The organism is Billgrantia pellis (genome assembly GCF_008297955.1).
Lineage (GTDB): Bacteria > Pseudomonadota > Gammaproteobacteria > Pseudomonadales > Halomonadaceae > Halomonas > Halomonas pellis.
On record NZ_VTPY01000006.1, the window covers coordinates 97928 to 121640 of the forward strand.

At 65.6% G+C, this 23713-nt stretch carries 24 protein-coding genes; 14 read left to right on the forward strand and 10 right to left on the reverse strand.

Annotation, left to right across the window (positions count from 1 at the left end):
* Nucleotides 1–40: 40 nt before the first annotated feature.
* The 3 genes from hexR to F0A17_RS15950 all read left to right on the forward strand — a co-directional run bounded on the left by hexR (nucleotide 41) and on the right by F0A17_RS15950 (nucleotide 4467).
* Complete coding sequence (gene hexR, locus F0A17_RS15940; protein WP_149329348.1) at nucleotides 41–904, forward strand: transcriptional regulator HexR; 864 nt, start codon at nucleotides 41–43, stop codon at nucleotides 902–904.
* Between the two features lie 90 nt (nucleotides 905–994).
* Nucleotides 995–3202 carry a DNA helicase II gene (uvrD, locus tag F0A17_RS15945; protein ID WP_149329349.1) on the forward strand — a complete coding sequence of 736 codons (2208 nt, stop codon included), beginning with the start codon at nucleotides 995–997 and terminating at the stop codon, nucleotides 3200–3202.
* Nucleotides 3203–3378: 176 nt separating this feature from the next.
* The gene (locus F0A17_RS15950) at nucleotides 3379–4467 is read left to right on the forward strand and encodes a TRAP transporter substrate-binding protein (RefSeq protein ID WP_149329350.1); all 1089 of its coding nucleotides are present in this window, start codon (nucleotides 3379–3381) and stop codon (nucleotides 4465–4467) included.
* 77 nt (nucleotides 4468–4544) lie between these two features.
* On the opposite strand, the gene F0A17_RS15955 is transcribed toward F0A17_RS15950, so the two are convergent.
* Entirely contained in the window at nucleotides 4545–4952 is a 408-nt protein-coding gene (locus tag F0A17_RS15955; RefSeq protein ID WP_149329559.1) for an acyl-CoA thioesterase, read from the reverse strand.
* Between the two features lie 168 nt (nucleotides 4953–5120).
* Here F0A17_RS15955 and F0A17_RS15960 point away from each other — a divergent pair, with 168 nt between their 5' ends.
* Genes F0A17_RS15960 through cysZ form a run of 6 tightly spaced genes read left to right on the forward strand, consistent with a single transcriptional unit; the run spans nucleotide 5121 to nucleotide 11150 of the window.
* The gene (locus F0A17_RS15960; protein WP_149329351.1) at nucleotides 5121–6068 is read left to right on the forward strand and encodes a phosphate ABC transporter substrate-binding protein; all 948 of its coding nucleotides are present in this window, start codon (nucleotides 5121–5123) and stop codon (nucleotides 6066–6068) included.
* Nucleotides 6069–6109: 41 nt separating this feature from the next.
* Nucleotides 6110–7243 carry an ABC transporter permease subunit gene (locus F0A17_RS15965; RefSeq protein ID WP_149329352.1) on the forward strand — a complete coding sequence of 378 codons (1134 nt, stop codon included), beginning with the start codon at nucleotides 6110–6112 and terminating at the stop codon, nucleotides 7241–7243.
* On the forward strand, nucleotides 7240–8799 hold the full coding sequence (gene pstA / locus F0A17_RS15970) for a phosphate ABC transporter permease PstA (RefSeq protein ID WP_149329353.1): 1560 nt from the start codon (nucleotides 7240–7242) through the stop codon (nucleotides 8797–8799). Before F0A17_RS15965 ends, pstA begins: the two co-directional genes overlap by 4 nt.
* A gap of 14 nt (nucleotides 8800–8813) precedes the next feature.
* Nucleotides 8814–9629, forward strand: coding sequence for a phosphate ABC transporter ATP-binding protein PstB (gene pstB / locus F0A17_RS15975; RefSeq protein ID WP_149329354.1), 816 nt, complete (start codon nucleotides 8814–8816; stop codon nucleotides 9627–9629).
* A gap of 41 nt (nucleotides 9630–9670) precedes the next feature.
* Nucleotides 9671–10399, forward strand: coding sequence for a phosphate signaling complex protein PhoU (gene phoU / locus F0A17_RS15980; protein WP_149329355.1), 729 nt, complete (start codon nucleotides 9671–9673; stop codon nucleotides 10397–10399).
* A 19-nt stretch (nucleotides 10400–10418) separates the two neighbouring features.
* A complete protein-coding gene (gene cysZ / locus F0A17_RS15985; protein ID WP_149329356.1) occupies nucleotides 10419–11150 on the forward strand; it encodes a sulfate transporter CysZ in 732 nt (243 codons plus the stop codon).
* A gap of 17 nt (nucleotides 11151–11167) precedes the next feature.
* Here the strand turns inward: cysZ and phoR are convergent, their stop codons facing one another.
* The 4 genes from phoR to F0A17_RS16005 form a co-directional block, all read right to left on the reverse strand.
* Nucleotides 11168–12472: a phosphate regulon sensor histidine kinase PhoR gene (phoR, locus tag F0A17_RS15990; protein ID WP_149329357.1), complete on the reverse strand. Its 1305-nt coding sequence runs from the start codon at nucleotides 12470–12472 to the stop codon at nucleotides 11168–11170.
* 1 nt (nucleotide 12473) lies between these two features.
* Nucleotides 12474–13163: a phosphate regulon transcriptional regulator PhoB gene (gene phoB, locus F0A17_RS15995; RefSeq protein WP_149329358.1), complete on the reverse strand. Its 690-nt coding sequence runs from the start codon at nucleotides 13161–13163 to the stop codon at nucleotides 12474–12476.
* Between the two features lie 80 nt (nucleotides 13164–13243).
* The gene (gene ubiA / locus F0A17_RS16000) at nucleotides 13244–14140 is read right to left on the reverse strand and encodes a 4-hydroxybenzoate octaprenyltransferase (RefSeq protein WP_149329359.1); all 897 of its coding nucleotides are present in this window, start codon (nucleotides 14138–14140) and stop codon (nucleotides 13244–13246) included.
* A 29-nt stretch (nucleotides 14141–14169) separates the two neighbouring features.
* Nucleotides 14170–14712, reverse strand: a complete 543-nt coding sequence (locus tag F0A17_RS16005; protein WP_149329560.1) for a chorismate--pyruvate lyase family protein — start codon at nucleotides 14710–14712, stop codon at nucleotides 14170–14172.
* 118 nt (nucleotides 14713–14830) lie between these two features.
* Here F0A17_RS16005 and F0A17_RS16010 point away from each other — a divergent pair, with 118 nt between their 5' ends.
* From F0A17_RS16010 to F0A17_RS16025, 4 genes are all read left to right on the forward strand, one after another.
* Nucleotides 14831–15991, forward strand: a complete 1161-nt coding sequence (locus tag F0A17_RS16010) for an FAD-dependent oxidoreductase (protein WP_149329360.1) — start codon at nucleotides 14831–14833, stop codon at nucleotides 15989–15991.
* 201 nt (nucleotides 15992–16192) lie between these two features.
* Entirely contained in the window at nucleotides 16193–16471 is a 279-nt protein-coding gene (locus F0A17_RS16015) for an HU family DNA-binding protein (RefSeq protein ID WP_149329361.1), read from the forward strand.
* Nucleotides 16472–16549: 78 nt separating this feature from the next.
* Nucleotides 16550–16906, forward strand: coding sequence for a hypothetical protein (locus F0A17_RS16020; protein ID WP_149329362.1), 357 nt, complete (start codon nucleotides 16550–16552; stop codon nucleotides 16904–16906).
* 43 nt (nucleotides 16907–16949) lie between these two features.
* The gene (locus F0A17_RS16025) at nucleotides 16950–17918 is read left to right on the forward strand and encodes a LysR family transcriptional regulator (RefSeq protein WP_228716937.1); all 969 of its coding nucleotides are present in this window, start codon (nucleotides 16950–16952) and stop codon (nucleotides 17916–17918) included.
* On the opposite strand, the gene F0A17_RS16030 is transcribed toward F0A17_RS16025, so the two are convergent.
* From F0A17_RS16030 to F0A17_RS16050, 5 genes are all read right to left on the reverse strand, one after another.
* The gene (locus tag F0A17_RS16030; RefSeq protein WP_149329363.1) at nucleotides 17897–19447 is read right to left on the reverse strand and encodes an aldehyde dehydrogenase family protein; all 1551 of its coding nucleotides are present in this window, start codon (nucleotides 19445–19447) and stop codon (nucleotides 17897–17899) included. The two genes, F0A17_RS16025 and F0A17_RS16030, sit on opposite strands and share 22 nt — an antisense overlap.
* Nucleotides 19444–20331: an NAD(P)-dependent oxidoreductase gene (locus F0A17_RS16035; RefSeq protein ID WP_149329364.1), complete on the reverse strand. Its 888-nt coding sequence runs from the start codon at nucleotides 20329–20331 to the stop codon at nucleotides 19444–19446. Before F0A17_RS16035 ends, F0A17_RS16030 begins: the two co-directional genes overlap by 4 nt.
* 98 nt (nucleotides 20332–20429) lie before the next feature.
* Nucleotides 20430–21590 (reverse strand): amidohydrolase, encoded by a 1161-nt coding sequence (locus tag F0A17_RS16040; protein WP_149329365.1) that lies wholly within the window; start codon nucleotides 21588–21590, stop codon nucleotides 20430–20432.
* Between the two features lie 11 nt (nucleotides 21591–21601).
* Nucleotides 21602–22090: a hypothetical protein gene (locus tag F0A17_RS16045; protein WP_149329366.1), complete on the reverse strand. Its 489-nt coding sequence runs from the start codon at nucleotides 22088–22090 to the stop codon at nucleotides 21602–21604.
* Entirely contained in the window at nucleotides 22080–22898 is an 819-nt protein-coding gene (locus F0A17_RS16050; protein WP_149329367.1) for a DUF3100 domain-containing protein, read from the reverse strand. The genes F0A17_RS16045 and F0A17_RS16050 overlap by 11 nt, the downstream gene beginning before the upstream one ends.
* A 143-nt stretch (nucleotides 22899–23041) precedes the next feature.
* Between F0A17_RS16050 and F0A17_RS16055 the strand changes: the two genes are divergently transcribed.
* The gene (locus F0A17_RS16055) at nucleotides 23042–23647 is read left to right on the forward strand and encodes a cyclodeaminase/cyclohydrolase family protein (RefSeq protein WP_149329368.1); all 606 of its coding nucleotides are present in this window, start codon (nucleotides 23042–23044) and stop codon (nucleotides 23645–23647) included.
* The last annotated feature ends 66 nt before the right edge of the window (nucleotides 23648–23713 follow it).

The window sequence follows — 23713 nt, forward strand, 5'->3', positions numbered from 1 at the left end:
GGCATACTGAGCTTCCGCTTCGTCAATCAAGGAGTTCAGCGTGAGCCGCGCCCTGTTCGATGAAATGAGACGCCGCATGGAGCACTTCCGCCGCTCCGAGCAGAAAGTGGCGCGCTTCGTGCTGCGTAACCCTGATGAAGTGATCCACATGCGTATCGTCGACCTGGCCACCGAGGCCAAGGTCAGCGAACCGACCGTGGTGCGCTTCTGCCGGGCGCTGGGCTGCAATGGCTTCCAGGACTTCAAGCTCAAGTTGGCGCAGATGCTGGCGTCGGGCAGTCAGTTCGCCCAGTTCTCGATGAACGACGACGACTCGGTCGCGGAGTTCTCCCAGAGCATTTTCGACTCTACGGTAGGCACCCTGCTGTCGGTGCGCGATCGGCTCGACAACGACGCCCTGAGTCGAGCGATCCAAGCGCTGGCCATGGCCAACCGAGTGGAGTTCTACGGCTTCGGCGCTTCCGGTGCGGTGGCTTTCGATGCCCAGCACAAGTTCTTCCGTCTACAGATATCCACTGCGGCCTACGCCGATCCGCACATGCAGAACATGTCGGCGGTGACGCTCAAGGAGGGCGACGTGGTCGTGGCGATTTCCCAGACGGGCCGCACCCGGGCACTGGTGGCCAGCGTGCGTCTGGCACGGGAGGCCGGCGCCACGGTGATCGGGCTGTGTCCCAGCGGCTCGCCACTGTCCGAGGAAGTGACTCTGCCGCTGTACATCGATGTACACGAGGACACGGAGATCTATACGCCGATGAGTTCGCGCATCGCCCATCTGGTGTTGGTCGACGTGCTCGCCGTGGGCGTGGCCAAGACCCGCGGGCCGAAGCTCGCCGAGCAGCTCAAGGCAGTGAAGAGGAGCCTGACGCCGTTGAGGTTTCCTGAGCAGGAAGGCAAGCCCTGACCCGGCTTCGCCGCTCTTCCCGCTTCCCGCGCCCCAGCGGGCGGATGTGATAAGCTGACGACCCATTTTTCAAGCAGCGATGCCTTCCCCATGGATGACGTCACGGCGATTCTCGATCCGTTGAACCCGGCGCAGCGTGAAGCAGTGAGCGCGCCCCAGGGCAACATGCTGGTGCTGGCCGGGGCCGGCTCGGGCAAGACCCGGGTACTGGTGCACCGCATCGCCTGGCTGATGCAGGCCGAGGGCCTGTCGCCCTACGCGGTTCTGGCGGTGACCTTCACCAACAAGGCGGCGCGCGAGATGCGCACGCGCCTCGAGGCGCTGCTTGGACTGTCGCTACGCAACGTCTGGGTCGGTACCTTCCACTCCATTGCCCATCGTCTGCTGCGCACCCATTGGCAGGACGCGCGGCTGCCGCAGCACTTCCAGATCATCGACAGTGACGATCAGCTTCGTTTGATCAAGCGGCTGCTCAAGGAGTACCGGGTCGACGACGAACGCTTTCCGCCGCGGCAGGTCCAGTATTTCATCTCCGGTTGCAAGGAGGAGGGCCTGCGGCCGCATCAGGTCGACGCCGACGGCGACGCTTATCTGGCCCAGATGGTCGAACTCTACGAACGCTACCAACTCACCTGTGAGCGCGGCGGGCTTGTCGATTTCGGCGAGCTGCTGCTGAGAAGCCTGGAGCTGCTGCGCGACACGCCGGCGCTTCTGGCTCACTACCGGGAGCGTTTCGCCCACGTGTTGGTCGACGAGTTTCAGGATACCAACACCCTGCAGTACGCCTGGCTCAAGCTACTCACCGGAATGAGGACGCCGATGACGGTGGTGGGCGACGACGATCAGTCGATCTACGGCTGGCGCGGAGCGCGGATCGAGAACATTCGTCGCTTCGAGCAGGAGTTTCCCACCACCCATACCGTGCGTCTGGAGCAGAACTATCGCTCCACCAGTGCGATCCTCGACGCCGCCAACGCCTTGATCAGCCACAACGCCGAGCGCATGGGCAAGGAGCTGTGGACGGCTGGGGCGCGCGGCGAGCCGATTTCGGTCTATGCCGGGTTCAACGATCTCGACGAGGCACGCTTCATCGTCGATACCATCCGCGAACGGGTCGAAGAAGGCTGCCGACGTCGTGATGTCGCCATCCTCTATCGCTCCAATGCCCAGTCGCGGGTGCTCGAGGAAACGCTGATACGCCAGGGCATGCCTTACCGTATCTACGGCGGACAGCGCTTCTACGAGCGGCTGGAGATCAAGAACGCCTTGGCCTACCTGAGACTGTTGCTCAATCGTGACGACGATGCCTCGCTGGAGCGCATCGTCAACGTGCCGCCCCGCGGCATCGGCACGCGCACGGTCGAACTGCTGCGCGAGCGTGCCCGGATGACCGGCGTGTCGCTATGGCAGGCCTTGCACGATGGCATTAGCGACGCCTCGCTCAAGGGGCGTGCCGGCGCTTCACTGCAGGCCTTTGCCGACCTGATCGAGCGGCTCGACAACGACACCGCCGGCATGTCGCTGCACGAAATCATCGCTCACGTGAACGAAGCCTCCGGTCTGATCGAGCATCACCTGAGCGAGAGGGGCGAGAAGGGCCAGGCGCGTGTCGAGAACCTGGAAGAGCTGATCAACGCCGCGCGCGCCTTCACCCAGGGCGAGTCTTTCGATCCGCCCGAGGCGGGCGAGGGCGCGGTGGCGCTGGAGGCCTTCCTGGCCGAAGCGGCGCTCAACGCCGGCGAACACGAGGCCGATGAGTTCGAGGACAGCGTACAGCTGATGACGCTGCATTCGGCCAAGGGGCTGGAATTCCCGGTGGTGTTCGTCGCCGGTGTCGAGGAAGGGTTGTTCCCGCACAAGATGTCACTGGAGGAACCCGGCCGCCTCGAGGAGGAACGTCGTCTCTGCTACGTCGGCCTGACCCGGGCCATGCGCAAGCTCTACCTCACCTACGCCGAGATACGCCGGCTACACGGCAAGGAGACCTTCCAGCGGCCCTCTCGCTTCCTGCGTGAGATACCCACCGAGTACCTGGAGGAGGTGCGCCTGCGCGGACAGATCTCGCGCCCGGTAACAGCCGTTCGGCCGGCAGTGGGGCTGTCGCGGCAGACCCACGTGGACGGTGGTGCCGAGCTGCCCAGCCTGAGCCTGGGGCAACGCGTCAGTCATCCCGTATTCGGCGAAGGCGTGATCCTCAATGCCGAAGGCGATGGGGAGCGCGCCCGGGTTCAGGTCAGTTTCGAAGGGGAGGGCGACAAATGGCTGGTGCTGGGTTTTGCCAAGTTGACCCCTCTGTGAGCTTCGGTCGAGCGAGCTGTGTTCGGCCTATTCTTCGCTATGAATCGCGGATACGTTGACGTCTACGTCAATGAGTCGGCTTGCCGGTTAAATCGCCCTTGCCGCATACTCACGAGCGGACACACCGCGTGACATAACGCGGCTCAGAATAATTTACCCCGGGAGTCATGCTCGCCATGCAACGCCGCAACTTCTTAAAGACCGTCGGCCTCGGCGCCGCCGGCGCCGTCGCCGCGCCTTTCGTCTCCACCGCCAAGGCGCAGGAGACGATCACCTGGAACATGGTCACCTCCTGGCCGACCAACTTCCCGGCCCTGGGCACGGGCGCCAATGAATTCGCTCAGCGTATCGAACAGCTCTCCAACGGCCGCATGCGGGTGCGCGTGCATGGGGCCGGCGAGCTGGTGCCGCCGCTGGAGGTCTTCGACGCGGTCGCCGCCGGCACCGCCGAAATGGGCCACTCCGCCGCCTATTACTGGCGTGGCAAGGTGGCCGCCTCGCAGTTCTTCACGGCCGTACCCTTCGGCATGAACACCGTCGAAACCAACGCCTGGCTCTACCATGGTGGCGGTCAGGAATTGTGGGACGAAATCTACGGAAAGCACAACCTCAAGCCGTTCCCGGTGGGGAATACCGGTACCCAGCCCGGCGGCTGGTTCAAGAAGGAGATCAATTCCCTCGACGATCTTCAGGGCATCAAGCTGCGCTTGCCGGGGTTGGCCGGCGAGGCGATGAACCGTATTGGTGTGACGACCGTTAACATGCCGGGCGGTGAAATCTTCACTTCGATGCAGACCGGCGTACTCGATGCCGCCGACTGGGTGAGTCCTTACAACGATCTGGCCTTCGGCCTGCATCAGGTGGCGGATTACTACTACACCTCGGCCTGGAACGAACCGTCGGCGGTGCTCGAGGGAACCGTCAATCTGGATGCCTGGAATGCGCTTCCCGACGAACTCAAGGCGGTGGTGACCGAGGCGGCGCGGGCTTCCAACCTGGCGATGTACAGTGAGTTCACGTATCGCAACGCCCAGGCGCTGGAGACGCTGGTGGAAGAGCACGGTGTGCAGCTGCGCACTTTCCCCCAGGACGTCATGGAAGCCCTCTACGAGGCCTCTCAGGCAGTCATTCAGGAGCAGGTGGAGAACGATCCCGATTCGGCCAAGGTCTACGAATCCTACGTCGCCTTCCAGCGACTGGTTCGCCCTTCCAACGATGCCGGCGAGTTCGCCTACCTCAAGGCCCGCGACAGCATCGTCAACTGAGCGCAGGTCCGTCCGCATCAAGCCCGAGGGCGCCATGAGGCGCCCTCGTCGCATTGTCGAGGAAGCGCCGCGGGTTATCAGGCCGTCTGCTGGACGGCGCGGATGCGCCCCTTGTCGTCGAGGGCCACCATCACGAAGCGGGCCTCGGTGACCTTGTGCAGTTCGCTGGTCTCGCGTTCGTGGGGCTGACGTATCCATACTTCGACATCGATCTTGACCGAACTGTGGCCGATCTCACGCACGATGGTGAAGATATGCACCATCGAACCGACGCGCACGGGACACAGGAAGTCCATGGTCTCGATGGCAACGGTGGCGGTGCGGCCGCGCGCTTCGCGACCGGCGGCCAGTTCGGCGGCCTGATCCATGTGGTGTACCAGCCAACCGCCGGGAATATCGCCGTAGAGGTTGGTATCCTGTCGGTTGGCCAGTAACTTGAGAGTCAAATGGCCTTGGGGGGCGGGCACGTCGTCGAGGTCGGTCATGGCGTCTGGTCGGCTCGGCTTGTTGTTGTGACGGTCGTTATGGCAGTCCATCAGGCTGCTGCAGTGCGCCATCTTATACGCCAAGTCATTGCCTCACCAGCATCGCAATGACCCATCTCATGGCGCATCTCCCATGGCGGATTCGTTTCCTTGCGACAGGAGTGTCGAATGACGTTTCAGGGCAAGTGGAGGTTGCCTTGCGCATGCCTGGCAGCGCTGTGGCTATCGTTATCTTTCTCGGCCGCTGCCAACGAGCCGGTGGGCACCCTCGGTATGGTGGGTTCCGATACCATGGCGGGGTTGATGCTTCGCTGGGGCGAACAACTCGCCGAGCGTCATCCGGGCATTCGTCTGCAGTTGCAGGCCAGCGGCTCGGCCAGTGCCCCGCCCGCGCTGGCAGCAGGGACAACGCGAATCGGGCCCATGTCGCGATCCATGCATGACCACGAGCGTGCTGCTTTCATCGAAGCGCATGGCTACGCGCCGGTGGGAGTGGAGGTGGCGCGCGATGCGCTCGTCGTGATCGTGCATCGTCACAATCCGCTGGAGTTCCTGACCCTGGCGCAAGTCGACGCCATCTTCTCGCGTACACGCCGGTGTGGTGCCGAACATGAACTCACCCGCTGGGAGCGACTGGGCGTCGAGGCGATCGAGGGGCGCATCGAGCTGCATGGTCGCAACCCGGCTTCCGGCAGCTATGGGCTGTTTCGCCAGCGCGCCCTTTGCGGTGGCGAGTATCGTCGCCGTCTCAACGAGCATCCCGGCGCGGCGGCAGTGGTGGCGGCGGTGACCGAGAGCCCCGAGGCGATCGGCTACGCCGGGCTCAATCATTTGACGCCCGGCGTCAAAGCGTTGGCGTTGGAGGCGGACGGTAATCGGTATCGCCCCGATGCCGAGCGTGTGCGCCAGGACGACTATGCGTTGAGCCGCTCGCTCTATTTGTATACCAACCTGCCGCCCGGTGAGGTCTTGTCGGGTCCCGAGCGGGCCTTGCTCGACCTCATCCTGTCATCCGAAGGGCAGGCCACCGTGACCGAGCTGGGTTTCGTCGCGCTGTCGGACGAAGCGCTGGTGCAGCAGCGTCGCCGGCTGGGGTTCGATACGCCTGCGCCGTAGCCTGTCATCCAACTGTCATCACGCCGTTATACGCTCCGACCATGATAGAGTCTTCCCGTCTCTCCTCCCCTTCGCGATCTCTCTGGCGACACCAGCGTGATCGGCTTGCTACCGGCCTGATTGCCGCCGGTGGCATCGGCGTGGTCCTGGCGGTCATGGCCATCGGTGCCTTCCTGGCTTTCGAGGTGCTGCCGGCGCTCGTCGGGGGCGGACTCGATGTCGGTCGGCTTCGAGACTCGCTGACACCGATGGCCTGGGGCACGCTCAAGGCGGCCCTGTGGGCGATGGTCTTCGCCATTCCGCTGGCCCTGGGCGCCGCGATGCACTCGGCGCTGTTCATGTCACAGCGGTTACGCAGCCGCATGAAGCCGACGCTCGAGATGATGGAGGCACTGCCCGGGGTGGTGGTGGGGTTCATCGCCGGATTGGTGCTGGCGCCCTGGATCGAACGCCACTTGGCGGGTGCGCTGGCACTGCTGTTTCTGCTGCCGTCAGGGGTATTGCTCGCCGCGGCGGGCTGGCGTCGGCTGCCGGTGAGTGCGCGCCGCCACATGTCGTTGTCGCGGGCCGGGTTGTGGCTGATGCCTTGGCTGGCCCTGCTCGCCTACGCCAGCTTCGCACTGGCGCCGATGGTGGAAGAGAGGCTATTCGGCGGCGATCTGAGGTTCTGGCTGGATGCCGAGCTGGGGCTCGATTATGCCACGCGCAACGCGCTGATCGTCGGCCTTGCGATGGGCTTCGCCATCATGCCGAGTGTCTACGCACTGGCCGAGGATGCCTTGTCCGGCGTGCCGTCGCGACTCGGAGAAGGTGCCCATGCACTGGGGGCGACCCGCTGGCAGACGCTATGGCGAGTCGTACTCCCGGCCGCCGCACCCGGCATTTTCGCCGCGGTCATGATCGGTGCCGGACGCGCGGTGGGCGAGACCATGATCGTATTGATGGCCAGCGGCAACACCGCGCTGATGAGCCTGAATCCCTTCGAGGGTATGCGTACCATGGCGGCGGGTATCGCCGTCGAGATGCCCGAGGCGGTACCGGGCAGCGAAGAATACCTGTTGCTCATGCTGGCGGCACTGCTCTTGTTCGCCTTCACTTTCCTGGTCAACACCCTGGCCGAAGTGGTGAGAAGCCGGTTGCGGCGACGCTACCGCTGGCTGGGTGGCGTACCATGAAGCGCCGCATAAGACGACCTCTGCCGCGCTCCGAGGGCCCTTGGGCCTGGCTGACGGCCGGCAGCGTTGCGGTCTCGCTGCTGATGCTGGGTGGCTTGCTGCTGCTGATCAGCGTGCGCGGGCTGGGCCACTTTTGGCCGGCGCCGGTGACACTGGTCGAACTGGAGGATGGCCGCGCGATCGCCGGCCGTGCAGTGCGTGAGTTGCCATTAGTGGGGCAGGCAGGGAGCGAGCGGCTCTACTTCACCGGCAATCGCGACCTCGACGGTCGCGTATGGGAGTGGGTGCCGGTGAGCACCATTGCCTCGCAGGAGCGACCCGTGGACCTGGTGGTACTGGAGCGGCGGCGATATGGTGACTTCATCGGTCGTCTCGTGTCGGTGGGCCCGATCGAGCCGACCGCCCATCCGCTCGACCAGAAGGCGGTGTGGTCAAGACTTCAGGCCCGCCTGCAGGCTCAGATGACGCTACGCGACGAGCGCGACCGGATCGAGCGCGATACGCTGCGCCCGCTGGTGCAGCGTGTCGAAGCCAACCCGAGCGATCGCGAAGCGCGCGAGGCGTTGGCCGACGTCAATGAGACGTTGCGTGCACTGCAGGCCGCCATGCACGGCGAAGTGGTGATCATCGAGAGCGTCGACGGGCGGCGCCTGGAGCAGCCTCTCGACGAGGTGCTGCACGCCTGGCGGCCCAACGCCATGTCGACGGTGGAGAAGATGATGGCCTGGGGACAGGGTGTGTGGCGCTTTCTCTCCGAGGGGCCGCGCGACGTCAACGCCTCAGGGGGCGTTTGGCCGGCGATCTTCGGTACCGTGCTGATGGTGGTGCTGATGTCGCTGCTGGTTACCCCCTTCGGCGTGCTGGCCGCGATCTACCTCAATGAGGTGGCGCACCAAGGGCGCATGATTCACCTGGTACGGATCGCGGTGCGCAACCTGGCTGGCGTGCCCTCGATCGTCTACGGCGTGTTCGGCCTGGGGGTGTTCGTCTACGGCATCGGCAGCTCGCTGGACGAATGGTTCTTCAACGATGCACTGCCGTCGCCCACCTTCGGTACCGGGGGATTGTTGTGGGCGTCGCTGACCCTGGCGCTGCTGACCCTGCCGGTGGTGATCGTGGCCACCGAAGAGGGGCTGGCGCGGATTCCCGCCGAGCAGCGCGAAGGCGCCCTGGCGCTGGGCGCCACCCGGCTGGAAACGCTGACCCGAGTGGTACTGCCGATGGCGTTACCGGCGATGCTGACCGGGGTGATCCTGGCGATTGCCCGTGCCGCTGGCGAGGTAGCGCCGCTGATGCTGGTCGGCGTGGCCAAATTGGCGCCACAGGTGCCGGTGGACGGCGAGTTTCCCTTCCTGCACCTTGAACGCAAGTTCATGCATCTCGGCTACCACATCTACGATACGGCGTTTCATGGCAACGATGTACAGGCGGCGTTGCCGGTGGTCTATGCCACGGCGCTGCTGCTGGTGCTGGTGATCCTGTTGCTTAACCTGACTGCCATATTATTGCGTCATTATTTTCGCGCGCGGCACGGCGTGCTGGCGCGTCAACCTTGAGGAAGCGTCGCCCGATGTCCAGGCCGCCCCGACTCCAGCCCGCCACTTCGGGTTCGATCATTGACTTCCCGTCCGAAGCCAGCTGCCTCGCAATCGAGGGGCTGAGCCTGGCCTATGGCGGCAAGCCAGCGCTGCGCGATATCTCCCTGCGTGTGCCGCGGCACCGTGTCACGGCGTTCATCGGTCCGTCGGGGTGCGGTAAATCAACCCTGCTGCGCGCACTCAACCGGCTGCACGATCTCAACGAAGAAGCGAGCCATGAGGGCCGCATTCTGCTCGAGGGTCAGGACATCCACTCCCCCGAGGTCGCCGTGGATGAGCTGCGCCGGCGTGTCGGCATGGTATTTCAGGTGCCCAATCCGTTCCCCATGTCGATCTACGAGAACGTCGCCTTTGGGCTGCGCCTACAGGGGGGGCTGACACGTCGCCGCATGGACGACATCGTGGAATGGGCGCTCGAAGCCGCGGCGCTGTGGGGCGAGGTGAAGGACCGGCTGCGTGCCTCGGCCTGGTCGCTCTCGGGCGGCCAGCAGCAGCGCCTGGTGATCGCTCGCGCTCTGGCGGTGCGTCCCGAGGTGCTGCTGCTCGACGAACCGGCCTCGGCGCTCGATCCGATCTCGACGTTGAAGATCGAGGAACTGATTCGCGGTTTGAAATCGCAACTGACCCTAATACTGGTCACCCATAACATGCAGCAGGCGGCACGAGTCTCGGACTACACCGCCTTCCTGCAGGATGGCGAACTGGTGGAGTACGCTCCCACCGACAACTTGTTCACCAACCCCAGCCTGCGCCGCACCGAGAACTACATCACCGGTCGCATGGCCTGACGTCACGACGGGCAAGGGCCCGTGGCCCGAGGAGAGAACGAATGGATATCACCAGCGACACTCATAGTCAGCACATTTCCCGCCAGTTCAATCAAGAACTGGAGGCGCTCAAGACCCACCTGATGACCATGGGCGGTCTCGTCGAACAACAGGTTCAGGAGGCGATTCTCGCCCTGCTGGAGGGGGACAGCCGCCTGGCGGAGAAGGTTCGCGACAAGGATCGCGACGTCAACGCCATGCAGCTCAAGATCGACGACGAATGCACCCGGATTCTGGCGCGGCGCCAGCCGGCCGCCTCCGACCTGCGATTGGTGCTGGCGGTGATCCGCGCCACTGCCGATCTCGAACGCATCGGCGACGAGGCAAGCAAGATCGCGCGCAACGCCCTGACCCTGATTGAAGGCGGCAACAACGTGCGTGGTCTGATCGAGGTGCGCCATATCAGCGAGCACGTGCGGCGCATGCTGCGCGACGCGTTGACCGCTTTCGCCCGTTTCGATACCGAGCTGGCCCTTCAGGTGGTGCACGAGGACGATTCGGTGGACGACGAGTACGGCAGCGCCATGCGCTCGCTGATGACCTTCATGATGGAGGACAGTCGCGCCATCGGCCCGGTGCTCAGCGTGATGTGGATCTTGCGTGCGCTGGAGCGGGTCGGCGATCATGCGGACAACCTCGCCGAGTACGTCATTTATCTGGTCAAGGGGCTCGACATTCGCCACATGGCCCCCGAGCAGCTCGACGAGGACGCCCTGAAGCGCAAGGAATGATCCACCGCAGAGGACCTCGATGCTCGATGCCCTGACGGCGCTCAGTCGCGGGACGCGGCTGGTCTATGGCCGCGGCCTGCGCCGCTACGTATACGTCCCGATTGCCATCAACCTGGTGGTCTATTCGGCCATGCTCTACTACGTGGTCAGCCACTTCGGCGGCTGGCTGGATGGCTGGATGGCCCTGGTGCCGGCCTGGCTCGGCTGGCTGGATTGGCTGATCTGGCCGCTTTTCGTGATCAGCCTCGTGCTGATCGTGTTCTTTACCTTCACCTTGGTGACCCACCTGATCGCCGCTCCCTTCTACGGTTTCCTGGCGGCCAAGGTGGAGGTTCAGGTCACCGGCAGGCCGCCGCTCGACGATCGCGGCCTGGCTCGCACGGCTCTCGACGCCCTGGGGCGCGAGCTGGTCAAGCTTGCCTATATCATGCCGCGGGCACTGCTGTTGCTGGTGATCAGTTGGATTCCAGCGGTCAATGTCGTCGCTCCCTTGCTATGGGCGCTGTTCTCGGCCTGGATCATGGCCATCACCTACCTCGATTATCCGATGGACAACAACAAGGTGAGTTTCGCCGACATGCGTCGCCGGCTGAGCTCGCGTTCGTGGCAGACGCTCACCTTCGGTGGCTGGGTGACGCTGATCACCTGGATTCCGCTGGCCAACCTGTTCCTGCTGCCTGGCGCGGTGGCCGGGGCGGTGCTGATGTGGGATCGGTACTATCGCGGCCAGCGTGATATGGCTCCTTCCTGAGAGACGGGACGCACCGATCAGCCGGCCGTCGTCTGTGGCGGGGCCAACCGGTCGTCGGGAAAGACGCAGCGGAACAGGGCGCCTTCGCCGGGATGGGATTCGATCTCGAGGCTGGCGTCGTGTCGCAGCAGTACGTGCTTGACGATGGCCAGCCCCAGCCCCGTGCCACCGGTCTCGCTGCTACGGCCTTTGTCGACCCGATAGAAGCGTTCGGTGAGTCGGGGAATATGAACCGGATCGATGCCTTCGCCGTCGTCTTCCACCTCCAGGCAGGCGCCCTTGGGGTGAGGGCGCCAGCGCAGCGTGATGCGGGTGCCTTCCGGCGTATAGCGCACCGCGTTGGAAGCGAGGTTGGACAGGGCACTGTGGATTTCCGCATCACTGCCCACCAGACGTCGGGGCTCCTCCACCTCGACCTCGATCCGCTGCTGGCCCGCCGATAGCGCCTCGGCGTCGCGGCGCACTTCCTCAAGCAACGACGTCATGGCCAACGGCACGTGATCCTCGCCGCCCTGATCGATCTCCAGGCGTGACAGCAGCAACAGATCGTTGACCAGGTTCTGCATGCGATCGGTCTGCTCGCGCATGCGGGACAAGCCCTGGGCCAAGCGTGGCGGCAGCATGCCGGCAGCGTCGGCATAAGTCTCGATGTAGCCGGCCAGTACGGTCAGTGGCGTTCTCAGCTCATGGGAGACGTTGGCGACGAAATCGCGGCGCATCTCCTCCAGGCGATGCAGCCGCGTGATATCGCGCGCCATTACCAGGCGCTCGTCATCGCCATACAGGGTGATCTGGAACTGCAGTACCTTGCGTTCATCGACCGGCGAAGCCAGAGTCAGCGGCTCACGGTAATCGCGGGCGTTGAAATAGGCGACGAAGCGCGGGTCCCGCACCAGGTTGGTGATGTGCTGGCCGCGATCGTGGGTCGCCTGAAGGCCCAGCATGCGCTCGGCGGCGCTATTCCACCACTCCAGGTCGCCGCGCTGGTCGAGCATGACCACGCTATCGCGCATGGCCTCGGAGGATTCCTGGATACGCCTGAGCGTGGCCTGCAGGCGGGTCTGGGTGTGACGCTGTCCCTTCTGGTAACGGTAGAGCCGGTCGAACAGCTCGCCCCACAGGCCGGTGGCCGCGGGCGGTTCGTTATGCGGATTGCGCGAGAGCCAGCGGCGCAGCGCATGTAGCTGGTGCAGGTGATGGATCAGGCGCAGGGCGACTCCCGCAGCCAGCCCGAGCCCTGGCGAGGATAGCAGCCAGCCGACCAGGGCGCCGGCGATGGCCAGCAGGCCGATGCGCCAGAGTTCGTGGCTCCAGGGACGCACGTCAACCCTTGTTGGAGAAGCGGTAGCCGGTGCCGCGCACGGTCTGGACCAGATGCTGGTGGGCATCGCCCAATGCCTTGCGCAGGCGGCGGATGTGCACGTCCACGGTGCGTTCCTCGACATAGACGTTGCCGCCCCATACTTGGTCGAGCAACTGGCTGCGCGTGTAGGCGCGTTCCTGGTGTGTCATGAAGAACTGCAGCAGGCGATACTCGGTGGGGCCCAGTTCCAGCGTCTTGCCGTCGGCGCTGACTCGGTGGCTGACCGGATCGAGGCGAAGTCCGTCCACTTCCACCGGTTCCTCGACGCCCTTCGGTGTGGTACGGCGCAGCACCGCCTTGAGTCGAGCCACCAGCTCACGGGGCGAGAAGGGCTTGGTGATGTAGTCATCGGCGCCGGCCTCAAGGCCCTGGATCTTGTTGTCCTCTTCGCCCTTGGCGGTGAGCATGATGATCGGCAGCTCGCGTGTCGCCTCCTCTCGCTTGAGACGGCGAGCCAGCTCGATACCGCTGGTACCGGGCATCATCCAGTCGAGCAGCAGTAGGTCGGGCTGGTGATCGACGATCAAGGCGTGTGCGCTCTGGGCGTTGGCCGCCTCCAGTACGCGATAGTCGGCCATTTCCAGGGCCATGGCGATCATCTCGCGGATGGGCGCTTCATCGTCGACAATCAGAACGGTCTTGGCGGTCATCCCGAAGCCTCGCGGTCAGTGACGGGTCGGTGACGATCTCACCACGTCACCATGACAGTTGGATGACAGCGAGGCCAGCATCATCCGCTACCCATCGCGGGCCACAGGCTCAGGGCGATGCCGGCGAACACCAGCAACCCCGACCAGTGGTTGTTGAGGAAGGCCTGGAAGCAGCGATCCCGCTCGCGCGTGCGTATCAGAAACTGTTGATGAACGAAGGTGGCGGCCATCGCCACCAGGCCCAGCCAGAAGAAGGCGCCGAGCTCCAGGCGAAATCCGACCCAGCCCAGCAAGCCTAGCGTGGCTAGCTGCAGTAGGCCGATCATGGCGCGATCGGCACGACCGAACAGCACCGCGGTCGACTTGATACCGATGCGCAGGTCATCGTCGCGATCGACGATGGCGTATTCGGTGTCGTAGGCCACTGTCCAGGCCACATTGGCGGCGAACAGCAGCCACGCTTCCAGGGGCAGATGGCCGAGCACGGCACCGAAGGCCATGGGAATCGCCCAAGAGAAGGCGGCGCCCAGGAACAGCTGCGGCAGGTGGGTGTAGCGCTTCATGAACGGATAGATGAAGGCCAGGGCCACGCCGACCAGCGACAGCAGCACGGTGAACGGGTTGGTGAACCACACCAGCACGAAGGCCGCTGCCACCAGGACGACGAACAGGACCTTGGCTTCGCCCTCGCCGATGCGCCCGGTGGCCAATGGTCGGTTTCGCGTGCGCTTCACGTGACCGTCGAAATGGCGATCGGCGTAATCGTTGACCACGCAGCCGGCGGCGCGCATCAGGTAGACCCCGACAACGAAGATCAGCAACAGGTGGCGCTCTGGTAGCCCCGCGGAGGCCACCCATAACGCCCATAGAGTGGGCCACATCAGCAGCCAGGTGCCGATGGGGCGATCCAGGCGCATCAGGTGCAGGAAATCGGACAGCCGGGCGAGGCCGCGGGGGCGGAGCAGGGAGCGATCCATCGGTTCCTCCTCATTGGATGACGCCTATCCTAACGTGCCGGCAGCCCCAGTTCATCCGCCATTCCGTCGAGGAAGAATTCCTGTACCAGCACGGCAAAGCGAGCATGGCGGAACACCGAGCGGCGACCCCAGGGGCCGCGCTGCGGATGGAAGGAGGGAGGTGTCGGCGTGACCTCGATGGCACTGCGTTGCAGGTCGGGCTGGCGGAACAGCCAGCTGCCCAACGAGCGCTCGCCCAAACGCTCCAGGCGTTGCCCGCGCAGCTGTGTCAAGGGCGCCACCGAGCGGGCCACGACCCAGGGGCGTTCACCGAGGTACAGGGCGACCTCTCGCAGCCAGGCGAAACGCCCCAGCGGCTGGCCCAGCGCCCGCGCTTCGTCGGGGCGCGGGCGCCCCAGGCGCTGGTCGAGCAGGTGCACGCGGAAGGCACGTCCGGCGCCAGCCTCGATCAGGCGCGCGGTGAGGGAGTCGCGCGACGCCACCCAATCCCACCAAGCGGGACTGATGACGGGCCGAGCGGCGGCCAGAGGTCGCCAGGTGGGGGCTAGGACATGCGGGACGTGGCGCGCCATGGGGTTCCGGGACACCAGCACACTCCGGGTCGAAAGCGGGGTGCATAGTGTAACATGCGGTTCTGACACGATTGTCCGCGCCGGCCGTAATTCCGGCCGTGCAACGCCAAGGAGCCCCATGACCGCACCCTTGACCATCGTCGGCACCGGCATGGCAGGCATCGGCCTGCTCCGACAGCTGCGCTCGCTGGATGCCGAGCGCTCTGTCACCCTGATCACCGCCGACAGCGGTGACGACTATGCCAAGCCGCTGCTCTCTACCGGCTTCGCCAAACGACTGCCACCCGAGCGGCTGGCGACGCGCTCGGCGCTGGAGGTAGCCGACCAGCTCGGCGCGGTGGTGAGAACCCGCACGCGCATCGACACCATCGATCCGGCGACACGCTTGCTGCATATCGGCGAGGAGCGCCTGCCCTTCGGCGAACTGGTGCTGGCCACCGGTGCCGCTCCCGCGGTGCCTTTCGCCATCCCGGATGCCGTCGCTGCGCGCGTCTTCAGCATCAACGATCTCGACGACTACCGCGCCTTTCATGCCGCCCTCGAAACGCTGGGCCGCCCGGCGCGGGTGGCGATTGTTGGCGCGGGCCTGGTGGGGTGCGAGTTCGCCAACGACTTGGTCGCCGGTGGCCATGCGGTGAGCCTGGTGGCGCCGGAAAGCGCTCCGCTGCCACGGTTGCTGCCGGAGCCGTTGGGGCGCGCGCTAGGCGAGGCCTTTGCGGAGGCGGGCATGACGCTGGCTCTGGGGCACGGTCTGGAGCGGCTGGAGGAGGCTGGCGGCGACATCGGCGTGATCATCGACGGTGCCAGCGTGATCGAGGCCGACCTGGTGTTGGTTGCCACCGGTCTGCGGCCGCGCGTCGGGCTCGCCCGGGCGGCTGGCCTGGATGTCGGGCCGACGGGTATCCAGGTCGACCGTTACCTGGCGACTTCGGTGCCGGGAATCCATGCGCTCGGCGACGTGGCCTGTGTGGATGGCGTCAACGCCATGTACGTGCAGCCGCTGCAGGCCGGCGCCAAGGCCCTGGCCCATACGCTGACCGGCACCCCTACCGAGGTGCGCTACGGTGCCTGGCCGGTGCTGGTCAAGACAGCGCTGCTGCCGGTGGTGGCACTGCCGCCGCTACGCACTCCGGCGCGCTGGCGGATCGAGGGCGAAGGTCGGGATCTGGCTGCCTATGCCGAAGACCAAGACGAACGTTTGATCGGTTTTGCGTTGACAGGAGGTTGCGTCAGGCGGAAAGTTGAGCTGGCGCGAGCCGCTCCGCCGTTGCTAGGCTAGTGTCGTCAGTACTTCGGCTGATTGTCTTCTGCCCGTAAGGAACTGGCGATAAACTCCGCTTGCGCTTCATGAGCAGGGGTGAACCCGATCACAAGGGAACGGGCTCTCCGGGAGCGACAGGCGATCGCGCTTGAAACTTATCGTGAAGAACAACACAGCCGGCCGACCGTGCCGGGATTATAGCCATACCAGGAGGGCTGTATGCGTAAGCCAGAACTTGCTGCGGCAATTGCCGAGCGTGCGGAATTATCGAAGGACAAGGCCAGTCAGGTGCTCAACGTCATTCTCGACGAAATCACCGGTAGCGTGGCTCAGGGTCAGGATGTCTCCCTGATTGGTTTCGGTACCTTCACCGTGCGCGAGCGTGCCGCACGAACCGGGAAGAACCCCCAGACCGGCCAGCCGTTGTCCATTCCGGCCAGCAAGACCGTGGCCTTCAAGCCGGGCAAGGGTCTCAAGGACGCCGTCGGCAAGGGGTGACGTAGGCCAGACGGTTCTGCGTGGCGCGGCCTGTGTCGTCAGGCCGCGATATCCTTCTCTCGCTCGGACTGGATCGACATGAAGCTGCGATTGATGCTGTGGTTGCTGGGATGGCTGCTCAAGCGAGCCCTGCGCCGCAAGCCGGGCTTCCGTCAGACGCTATCCGACATGCGTGCCTTCGATTGGGGTATTGCCACCGAAGACCTCTCCGTCGCACGTCACTATCGCATGTCGCCCGAGGGCATTCAGAGTGCCCCGGGGCTTCCCGTGGACCTCGACCTGGAGTTGCGCTTCGACGACGAGACGACCGCCATTCGCGTGCTGCGCAAGCCGACCCAGCAAGCCTTTCTCGATGGCATGATGGCAGGCCAGGTACGCCTAGTGGGCGACTCGGGCGACCTGAAAAAACTGCAGAAGCTGCTCACGCAGCTCTGAATCACTTTCATTACCAAGCTTCCCCTGCATGGCGTGACATGACGTGGATATCCCTCACCAGCGGCTGGTCTATTTTAGAGTCACCCTGGAATCGGGCTCAGTACGTCAGGCAGCCGCAAGACTCGACATCGCTCCCTCGGCGGTGAGCCGGCAACTCAACCTGCTGGAGGAGGCACTAGGGGCGACGCTGCTGGAGCGTAAGCGAACCGGCATCCGCCCCACGCCGGTGGGCGAGATGCTGCTGCAATACTGCGAGCGGCGCGGCGCCCTCGACGAAAGCTTCATCGCCTCGCTGGAGGCCTACCAACGGCTGGAGACCGGCACCGTGTCGCTGGTGGTGGGCGAAGGTTTCGTCGGCGACCTGATCGCCAAGCCGCTGCGCGAGTTTACCGAACGCTATACCGGCATCCAGCTCGATATTCATCTGGCCGGCACCTCCGGCATCATCGAAGCGATCATCGATGAACAGGCCCATATCGGCCTGATGTTTCATGAACGTACCCACCACCAGCTGCGCTTCTGGGTCTCGAGCCCGCAGCCGCTGATGGCCATCCTGCCGCCCGAGCACCCGCTGGCCGAAGAGCCGGAGCCCCTAACCCTGGCTCAACTGAGCGAGGAGCCGATGGCGATGTGGGATCCCAGCCACCAGGTGCGGCAGATGGTGGACCAGGCCTTTCACCAAGCGCGGCTGCGTCCGCGCATGAGCATGAATACCAACTCCATGGCGGTACTGGCGCAGTACGTGCGCAGCGGCATGGGCATCACCCTGCTGCCGGCCTTTGCCGTGGCCCGCGATCTCGAAGCGGGAACGCTGATGGCGCGTCCGGTCGACGACCCCCTGTTCCTGCGCTCCCAGGCGCATATGGTCACCCGCATCGGGCGCCAGCAGCCCAAGGCCAGCGTGCTACTGCTGCGCCACCTTCAGCGCTGGATGCAGGCCTTCCAGGGCGCCGCGGTGCCCTCCCTCGAGAGCGCTGCGGCGGGCGGCGATCAGCCCACGCCGTTGCCGTAGCCCATCGCCACGCTGGCTTCGCTGGCGGTCTCCACCCACACGCTCTGCGGCAGGGTGTACTCGCGCAGGCCGTCGAGACCGCTGGAACGACCGAAGCCGCTGTCGCCGAAGCCGCCGAAGGGCGACATCACGCTGATCGCCTTGTAGCCGTTGATCCACACCGTGCCGGCGCGCAGTTGGCCGGCCACCCGGTGCGCGCGGGCCGGGTCCTGGGTCCACACCGCGCCGGCGAGACCGAAGCGGGTGGCGTTGGCCAGGCGTACGGCCTCCGCTTCATCATCGAAGGGCATTGCCACCAGTACCGGGCCGAATACCTCCTCGCGGGCGATCTCCATCTCCGGGGTGACGTCGACCAGCACCGTGGGTGCCAGGAAGTAGCCCTTTGCCTCCTCGGGCAAGCCTGCCGGGCGGCTGCCACCGGCGATCACCCGCGCGCCGGCGGCCACGGCGTCCTCGATCATGCGCGTCACGTGAGCGTATTGGCGGGCGTTCTGCAGCGGCCCCATGCGGGTCGCCTCGTCGCCGGGCAGGCCGACTTCGATCCCGGCCGCGGCGCGCGCCAGCCGCTCGGTCACCTCCGCGAAGGCCTCGCGCTGAACCAGCAGTCGCGAGCCGGCCACGCAGCTCTGTCCCGCCGCGGCGAAGATCGCCGCCTGGGCGCCGGCCACGGCGGCGTCTAGCCTGGCATCGGCGAAAACGATGTTGGCCGACTTGCCGCCCAGCTCCAGCACGCTCGGTACCAGCCGCCGCGCGCCGGCCTCGGCGATCAGGCGACCGCTGTGGGGCGAGCCGACGAATACCAGCTTGCTGATGCCTTCGCTGCCGGTGAGTGCCGCGCCAGTGCTCGGCCCCAGGCCGTTGACGATGTTGACCAGCCCCTTGGGCAGGCCGCCTTGCTCCAGCAGCCGAGCGATCACCACCGAGGTGAAGGGGGTGAGTTCGGAGGGCTTGAGCACCACGCCGTTGCCGGCGGCGATGGCCGGGGCGAGCTGCCAGGCGCAGGTGAACATCGGCGCGTTCCACGGCGTGATCTGTCCCACCACCCCATAGGGCACGTGACGCACGTAGTTGAGGTGACTGGTGGGTACCGGGATCACCTCGCCGTGCTGCTTGTCGCACCAGCCGGCGTAGTACTCGAACATCTCGCGCACCTTGCCGACCTCGCCGCGGCAGTCGCGGATCGGCTTGCCGGCCACCACGCTCTCGAGCTGGGCCAGTGCTTCCTCTTGGCCTTCGAGGCCGCGTACGGCGGCGTTCATGCGTCGACCGCGCTCGCTGGCGGTGAGTGCCATCCACGCCTGCTGCGCCCGGCTGGCGGCGGCAACGGCACGCTCGACCAGGGCGGGGCCGGCATCGCGATAGTCGAGCAGCGCCTCGTCGGTGGCGGGATCGACCAGCGTTATCGTCTCGCCTTCGCCCGGACAGGGTGCGCCGTCGACCCAGTTGGAGAACCACACCTCGTCCTGCAGGGCGAAGCCATCCAGCAGCGTCGAGAGTCGTTCACGGGCCTGTTGGTTGAGAGGGTTCATGGCGCAGTCTCCTCGGTGGGGGTAGCAGCGGCCAGCAGCGCGCCGGCGATACGGTTGAAGTCGTCGCCATCGGCGAGATGCTCCGGGTCGGCGTGCCACGCCTCGACCACGGCATCGAGCAGGCCCGGTGGCATGTCGAGGCGCTTGGCGGCGTCGCGGGCCAGGCGCAGGTCCTTGCGCATCAGGCCGGTGGTGAAACCCGAGTCGAAGCGCCCGGAGAGGATCCATTCGGGGAAGTTGACCTCGCTGACCGCGCTGCGCCCCGAGCCGCTGTTGAGTCCGGCCAGGCAGGCGGCGGGATCGACCCCGGCGCGGGCGGCCATGGCCACCGCCTCGGCGGTGGTCAGCAGGTGCGCGGCGCACAGATAGTTGTTGGCCAGCTTGACCACATGGCCGCTGCCCGGCCCGCCGACATGGGTATAGCGGGCCGACATCGCCTCGAGCATCGGCGCCAGGCACTCGATGGTGGCCGCCTCGCCGCCGAGCAGCATGCCGAGCTTGCCCGTCGCCGCTCCCTTGGGGCCACCGCTGACCGGGGCGTCGAGCCATTCCAGCCCGGCGGCCTGGACCTTGGCGGCCAGCTCCCGGCTGATCACCGGATCCGAGGTCGAGGTATCGACGATGACGCTGCCCTTCGGTGCCAGGCCGAGCAGGCCGGGCGAGGTCTCGACCACCTCCCGGACCTGGGCCGAGGTGGGCAGCGACAGCAGGTAGACGTCGCTCGGTGGCAGCTCGTCGGGGGCGATCACGGGCAGCCCCCGTTTGGCCAGGCGCTGGCGGGCGCTCTCGAACAGGTCGCTGCCGGCGACGTCGAAACCGGCGGCTTGCAGGGTCAGGGCCATGTTGCCGCCCATTTGGCCGAGGCCGATAACGCAGATTCTCATGGACGTTCCTCAATAAGATGCAGATGCCGTGTCTGGCAGGCGCGTCGATCCGGGCCGCAGCAGCGCTGCGGCCATGGAAGCCGTGGCGAAAAGCGCCGTCAGTCGTCCAGCAGGGCCTTGACCAGTGCCTGCCAGTAAGCCACGCCGAGCGGGGCGATGGCGTCGTTGAAGTCGTAGTGCGGGTTGTGCAGTGCCGCGCTCTCCACGCCGTTACCGAGCCAGATGTAGGCGCCGGGACAGGCCTCGAGCATGAAGGCGAAGTCCTCCGAAGCCATGCTCGGCGGCAGGTCGCGATGCACGCGGGTGATGCCCGGCAACGTCTCGAGCACTCCGGCGCAGCGCGCCGCATGCTCGGGCGCGTTGATCGTGGCGGGATAGCGCGACTGGTAGTCGAGTTCGACCTTGAGGTCGTGGAACCCGGCCAGCGCCTCGACGGCCTGACGAAAGCGTCGCTCCAGATAGGTGCGCAGCTCGCCGTCGAAGCAGCGCAGGGTGCCGCGCAGCTCCACCGTTTCCGGGATCACGTTGAAGGCGTCGCCGGCGTGGAACTGGGTGATGCTGAGCACCGCGCTCTGGTGGGGCGGCGTCTCGCGACTGATCAGCCCCTGCAGCTGGCTGGCCAGCTGACAGGCGGCCAGGAGGGTGTCGCTGCCCAGGTGAGGCATGGCGGCGTGGCAGCCGCGCCCGCTGAGCCTCAGGGTGAAGACGTCGAAAGCGGCCATTACCGCGCCGTCATGCACCGCCGCCTCGCCCACGGCGAGTCCGGGCCAGTTGTGCAAACCGTAGACGGCTTCCATGGGGAAGCGCTCGAAGAGCCCTTCCTCGACCATCACGCGGCCGCCGCCCTCGCTCTCCTCCGCCGGTTGGAAGATGAAGACCACCCTGCCGGCGAAGTCAGGGGCGGCAGCCAGTGCGCAGGCTGCCCCCAGCAGCATGGTGGTATGTCCATCGTGACCGCAGGCGTGCATCTTGCCCGGCCTGCGGGAGGCATGATCGAAGCGGTTGGCCTCCTCGACGTCGAGCGCATCGATGTCGGCCCGTAGCCCGATGGCGCGTCCGGGACCGCGCCTGCCGTCGAGAATCGCCACGACGCCGGTACCGCCACCCAGCCCGGTCACGACCTCGAGACCGGCCTGGCGCAGCAGCTCGGCGATGCGCCCGGCGGTGCGATGCTCCTCGAAGGCGGTTTCCGGGTGGCGATGGAAGTCGTGGCGCCAGGCCGTGAGGCGCTCGGGCGTCGGTAGCAGGCGGTCATCCATGAACGGGCTCCTCAGAGAATCAGGTGGGCGATGAATGCCGAGGCAACGAAGGTACCGGTGAATACCAGCAGCGAGACGATCACCAGCTTCCAGCCGGTCTGGCGGAACATGGTGAACTCGCGGCCGGTCAGCGCCAGGCCGGCATAGGCCAGTACCGGCGTCACCACGGCGAGGAAGTTGACATGGGAAAGCTGCTCGACGACCCAGGCGTTGCCGGGAAAGAAAGGCAACGTCATGGCGATACTGACCAGCGAGACCCAGGCCACGCTGGGCAGGTAGAACGGGGCGAAGCGGCCGATGACCAAGCCGATCATGACCATGACATAGAGCAGAATCATGCCGGGCAATGCCTGGAGCAGCGGGGCGCCGTTGATCATGTTCGAGCACCAGGCCGCCACGCACACCACGGCCAGCAACAGGGCGGTCTTGCCGAGCTGCTGCTCGGGGCGCAACTCCTCGAGGGCGTCGGCGTTCAGTGTGGGAGTGGTATCAGCTTTCATGGCGAATCTCCTGCAGGGGGGCGCCGCCCAGACGCTTGTAGAGCCATTCGGCCGCGGGCAGGGCGATGAACAGGGAGACGTAGAGGCCGGTGGCGTAGGTCAGCAGGTTGCTGGCGCCGGAGAAGGCCAGCAGTTCGTCGCGCAGATGGGGTGCGGCTTCTGCCAGGGCGCCGGAACAGGCCGCCACCATGCTGCCGCTGCCCACGCCGCAGGCCATGGCCAGAGCACGGATGTCGAGGACATCCAGCGAGGCCAGGTAGCCGGCCATCAGCGCGAAATAGAGGGTGCCGAACATGGTGCCTACCACGTAGACCCCCATGATGCCGATGCCTTCGGGGCTTCTCAGGCCGTATCTGTCGGAGATGACCGCGATGTTGGGTTCGCGGGCGATGGAGTAGGTGGCGCCAATGGCCTCGCGTCCCATGCGCAGCACCAGCACGGCGAAAGGCAGCGCCAGCAGCATGGTGCCGAGGTTGCCGAGCTCCTGCAGGAGAAGCGCGGGGCCGGCGGCGATGATCTGCTCGATGGCCGGGCCGATGGTGGAGCCGAATTTGGCGATGAAGGGCAGGATGGAGATCATGATCAGCGGCCCGGCGGCGTTGCTGACCCGTTTGGGAATGATCCGCTGCATGCCCGAGAACAGGTGCGGATTGAGCAGCACACCGATCAGGAAGGCGTAGAACAGCGGCAGCAGCAACAGCGTGCCGGGACCGAGAGGAATGCGCAGGATGCCGATCGCTTCGGCCAGCAGCGACGCCAGCACCACCGTCAGGTGCAGACGCCAGTCGAGTAGCAGTTTCATGTCCATGGAGTTGTCCTTGTCGTGGTATGGGACAACCCCGAGTATCGAAAGGAGAGTGTTCCAATGATAGGCGCTTAATGTTCTGAAAATTACACCCTGAGAGGACACGGCGGACCTACACTTTGAGCGTATCGACTGCAAGGAAGACCATGGAACGCTCACCTAGCATATGGCAATTGCCGCTCACGGATTTCCGCAACGCTATCGAGGCTCGCGCCATGCCGGGCTGCGGTGCGGCGGCAGCGGTCAGCGCGGGATTGGGTCTGGCCCTCGTCCTCAAGGGGTTGCGCCTGAGCGATACCCGAGCGCCCGGGGTGCCGCGGAGGGAGCTGATCGCGCGTGGCGATGGCTTGCGCGACGAGTTGGCACGCCTTGCCGATGACGATATCGCCGTCTTCGAGAATTACCTGTCGGCCAAGAAGCACTCCCATGGCACGCCTCAGCGGGCCGGACGAGAAATCGGCGAGATGGAGCGGGCCATCGAATCCGCTTGTCGCGTGCCGCTGGCGATTGCACGGGCCTGTCGCGACGGGCTGGTGTTGAGTGTTGAAGCGCTACCCCAAACGGCCGAGCGGCTGCAGAGCGATACCCTGGCCGGTGCGAAGCTGCTGCATGCGGGGTTAGGTGCGGTGCTGGCGGGGGTTGACGATAACCTTGAGGGGCTCGCCGACCCGAAAGAGCGGCGTGCGCTGGAAGGTGAGCGTGAAACGCTCCAGGCCGAAGCCGATAGCTGGCTTTCCCGGCTTTCAGCGTAAGAGCCTGCGTTGACTGTGTGTCTATACGAAAGTCGAATGTCGGGTAGAGTATAGGGCATGGCTCTC